This window comes from Paracoccus solventivorans (assembly GCF_900142875.1).
In the GTDB taxonomy this organism is placed as follows: domain Bacteria; phylum Pseudomonadota; class Alphaproteobacteria; order Rhodobacterales; family Rhodobacteraceae; genus Paracoccus; species Paracoccus solventivorans.
This window is the reverse complement of sequence record NZ_FRCK01000022.1, coordinates 1-3463: the sequence shown is the minus strand read 5'-3', so window position 1 is coordinate 3463 and position 3463 is coordinate 1. Positions and strand designations below refer to the sequence as shown.

The following is a 3463-nucleotide window of genomic DNA, read 5'->3' as shown; positions in this document are numbered from 1 at the left end:
CCGGAATTATGCACACCGCGTGATTATGCGCAGTTAGCTGAGGGAAGAACTGCATTTCCTGCGGCTGGGCTGGAAGAGAGCGGCCACATATATGGCTTCGTTCTGAACATAACCCTGATCTTCTTGCAGGTTCATTCAACCTGACAGGAGTTCACCATGTCCCAGGATATCGTCGTCCAGTCGCAGCCACGCCTGTGGTTAGAGGACAGCATTCTTCAGCCCTATGTTTCGCGCTACGGCGCGCACCTGCGTCGCGGGCGATATGCGCCGAGTACACAGCGCGTTTACCTATGCTGCGTTGCGCATTTTGCTTATTGGCTGACTGCGGAGCGGTGTAACCTGAGCGCGATCAGCGAGGCCATGGTCGCGCGGTTCCTGTCTGAACATCTGCCTGTGTGCAGTTGCCCCTATCCGGTCCGTCGGTTGCGCCACGAGCTGCGTGCTGCACTCGCGCAGTTGCTGGAAGTGCTGAGGGCCGAAGGCATGGGAGCGCTGGATCCCGCCTCCGACACGGCCGTTGCGCAAGAGCTGGCGCGCTTTGACGGACATATGCGCGACGTCTGGGGCTTGGCGGACAGCACCCGCCGCCAGCGCGATCGCATCATTGGCGAGTTTCTGCTTGCCCATTTCGGCGACCAGCGGATCGCGCTGTCGAAGATCAGCGCTACCTCTGTCCGACGCTTCGTCCTCGGCGATCCCGGGCGCAGCCCCGGCACCATCCGCGTGATCGGCGGCGCCGTCGGCTGCTATCTGCGATTTCGAAGCATGTCCGGGGACCAGGTCAGCGAACTGATGGCCGCCATTCCGCGGGCGGCCCACTGGCGATTGGCATCCTTGCCGGAAGTTCTCACCGACACTGAGATCGACGCACTGCTGCAATCATTCGATCAACCCTTTCCGTCGCACCGGCGAGCCTACGCGATGACGCGGTGTTTGATCGATCTCGGTCTGCGATCCAGCGAGGTCGTCAACCTGCGCCTCGAGGACATCAATTGGGCCGATGGGACGATCAGCCTTATCGGGACCAAAGGGCGGCGCGCCGATGTGCTCCCCTTGCCGTCGGCGACTGGCAGCGCGATCGCCGCCTATCTGCGCGAGGAGCGGCCCCAGACCTCCAACCGCGCCATATTTGTTCGGCACGTCGCTCCGTATGACGAGCCGATCGAGAAGGGCGTCGTCACGCGTGCGGTCCTGGCGGGCTATCGAAGATGCGGATGGACCCGCAAGGGGGTCCACATTCTGCGGCACAGCGTGGCCAGTCGGCTTTTACGTACCGGCGTGCCGATGAAGGATATCGCCGACGTCCTGCGGCACCGCAGCCTTGATACGTCGGCGATCTATGCCAAGGTCGATTTGACCAAGCTCTCGGCAGTGGCCTTGCCTTGGCCGGGGAGCAGGTCATGACCGCGCCCCGCACTCTGCTCTCGCTGGCCGAGGATTACTTGGCCGAACGCCGCGGGTTGGGGTTTGATCTGCGTATTCCGGGTGGCCAGATCACCGCTTTCGCCCGCTTCGTTGACGCGACAGGCCATACTGGTCCTCTGACAACCCGCATCACCTTGGATTGGGTGCAGGGTCAAGCCAAGTACGCCAAGCCTTTGTCATGGGCGCGCCGTCTGGACGTCCTTCGTCCGTTCGCAAGATATTTGGCGCGGCTCGATCCTGCGACTGAGTTCCCGCAGACCGCAATCTTCGGTCGCTCGCATCGTCGTCTGGCGCCGCACATCTACTCGGAGCAGGAGATCTGCGATCTTCTCGCCGCCGCCCGACGCCTTGCCCCCCACGGTGGATTGCGGCCAGCGACCTATGAGACGATCTTCGGATTGATTGCCGCCACTGGCCTGCGCCTTTCGGAAGCTCTCCACCTGCGATGCAGCGATGCAGATCTTGATCAGGGTGTCCTCACGGTGCGGAACACAAAATTCCGCAAATCCAGACACGTGCCAATGCATCCGACAGTGGCGACGGCGCTGAACCGCTACATGATGGTGCGGGCGCGACACTGCGCTACCCACCCAGATATGCCGCTATTCCTGTCGTCATCCGGCGGGGTGCTGCCAACACGAACCGTCCATTGGGTGTTCCAGCGGCTGCGAAGCGAACTCGGGTGGACTGCTCGTGGTGCCTACGCTCAGCCGCGCATACATGATCTGCGCCACACGTTCATCTGCCGTCGCGTCCAACTTTGGCATGGGCACGGAGCCGATATCGACAACGCCATGGCCGCACTCTCGACCTATGTCGGCCACGCCAAGGTGTCCGACACATATTGGTATCTGACCGGCGTCCCAGATCTCATGGCCCTCGCTGGCGAGAGCTTCGAGCAATTCGCGGCCACCGCAGGAGGCCACCATCATGGTTGATCCGACCTCGACGCCGACCTTTTCCACTTTGCTCCAACGTTTCTTCGTTGAACACTTGGGCCATCAGCGGGCTGTCAGCCCACGCACAATTGCCTCCTACAGGGACACGTTCCGCCTGTTGCTAAGCTTCGCGGAGTCCAAAATCGGCAAGGCTCCGACCGCATTGGCGTTGGTCGATCTCGACGCCCAGTTCATCCTCAGCTTCCTCGATCATCTGGAGAATGATCGCAAAAATGGCGCGCGCAGCCGCAACGCTCGTTGGGCGGCGCTCCGATCATTCCTGAAGTATGCCGCCCACCACGACCTGACCGCGCTCCCTGTGATCCAGCAAGCGCTGGCTATCCCTATGAAGCGGTTTGACAAACCGGTACTGGGGTTTCTGTCGCGCCCAGAGATGCAGGCGATCCTCGAGGCGCCGGATCCTCAAACCTGGGCGGGTCAGCGGGATCGGGCGCTCTTCAGTCTAATGTATAACACCGGCGCGCGCGTGTCGGAGGTCATAGGTCTGCGGGTCGGCGATGTCGTCATCGACGGGACAATGGCAGCACACCTTCACGGCAAGGGCCGCAAGGAACGAAGCGTGCCGCTCTGGCGATCAACCGCATCGCTGATCCGGAGCTGGAAGCGCAGGCTGGAAGGCGTAGGCGATGACAGGTTCCTGTTCCCAAGCCGAAGCGGAGAACGGATGGCGCGCTCGAATGTCACGCAGCGCCTCAAGCTTGCCGTTGCGACCGCCGCTGAGCGTAACCCGCAACTCGCGAAACGTTCGATATCACCGCATTCGATCCGCCATACCACGGCGATGCACCTCCTGCAGTCTGGGGTCGACATCACCGTCATCGCACTCTGGCTGGGTCATGAAAGTCCAGCCACGACGCATATGTACCTCCAGGCCGACCTATCAATGAAGGAGCGCACCCTTGATCGCCTGCAACCGATCGGAGCGCGCCCCGGTCGGTATCGGCCACCGGATCAGTTGATGCAATTCCTTCAGAGCCTTTGACTTATGCGCAGTTCGTTGCGCTGAAAATCGCCAGCGCGGCGGCACTTGCGGGCGCTTCCCTCAGCGAACTGCGCATAATCACGCGGTGTGCATAATT

At 61.7% G+C, this 3463-nt stretch carries 3 protein-coding genes; all 3 read left to right on the top strand.

The annotated features are described in order from the left end of the window. Window positions 1–156: 156 nt before the first annotated feature. Genes BUB57_RS16180 through BUB57_RS16170 form a run of 3 tightly spaced genes read left to right on the top strand, consistent with a single transcriptional unit; the run spans window position 157 to window position 3366 of the window. Window positions 157–1404 (top strand): tyrosine-type recombinase/integrase, encoded by a 1248-nt coding sequence (locus BUB57_RS16180; RefSeq protein WP_073068865.1) that lies wholly within the window; start codon window positions 157–159, stop codon window positions 1402–1404. After that, window positions 1401–2363 carry a tyrosine-type recombinase/integrase gene (locus tag BUB57_RS16175; RefSeq protein WP_073068866.1) on the top strand — a complete coding sequence of 321 codons (963 nt, stop codon included), beginning with the start codon at window positions 1401–1403 and terminating at the stop codon, window positions 2361–2363. The genes BUB57_RS16180 and BUB57_RS16175 overlap by 4 nt, the downstream gene beginning before the upstream one ends. Beyond that, entirely contained in the window at window positions 2356–3366 is a 1011-nt protein-coding gene (locus BUB57_RS16170) for a tyrosine-type recombinase/integrase (protein ID WP_073068864.1), read from the top strand. Before BUB57_RS16175 ends, BUB57_RS16170 begins: the two co-directional genes overlap by 8 nt. The last annotated feature ends 97 nt before the right edge of the window (window positions 3367–3463 follow it).

Excerpts from the sequence above, each read along its gene's own strand:
- BUB57_RS16180 (WP_073068865.1), top strand. The coding sequence starts at position 157 with ATGTCCCAGGATATCGTCGTCCAGTCGCAGCCACGCCTGTGGTTAGAG.
- BUB57_RS16175 (WP_073068866.1), top strand. The coding sequence starts at position 1,401 with ATGACCGCGCCCCGCACTCTGCTCTCGCTGGCCGAGGATTACTTGGCC.
- BUB57_RS16170 (WP_073068864.1), top strand. The coding sequence starts at position 2,356 with ATGGTTGATCCGACCTCGACGCCGACCTTTTCCACTTTGCTCCAACGT.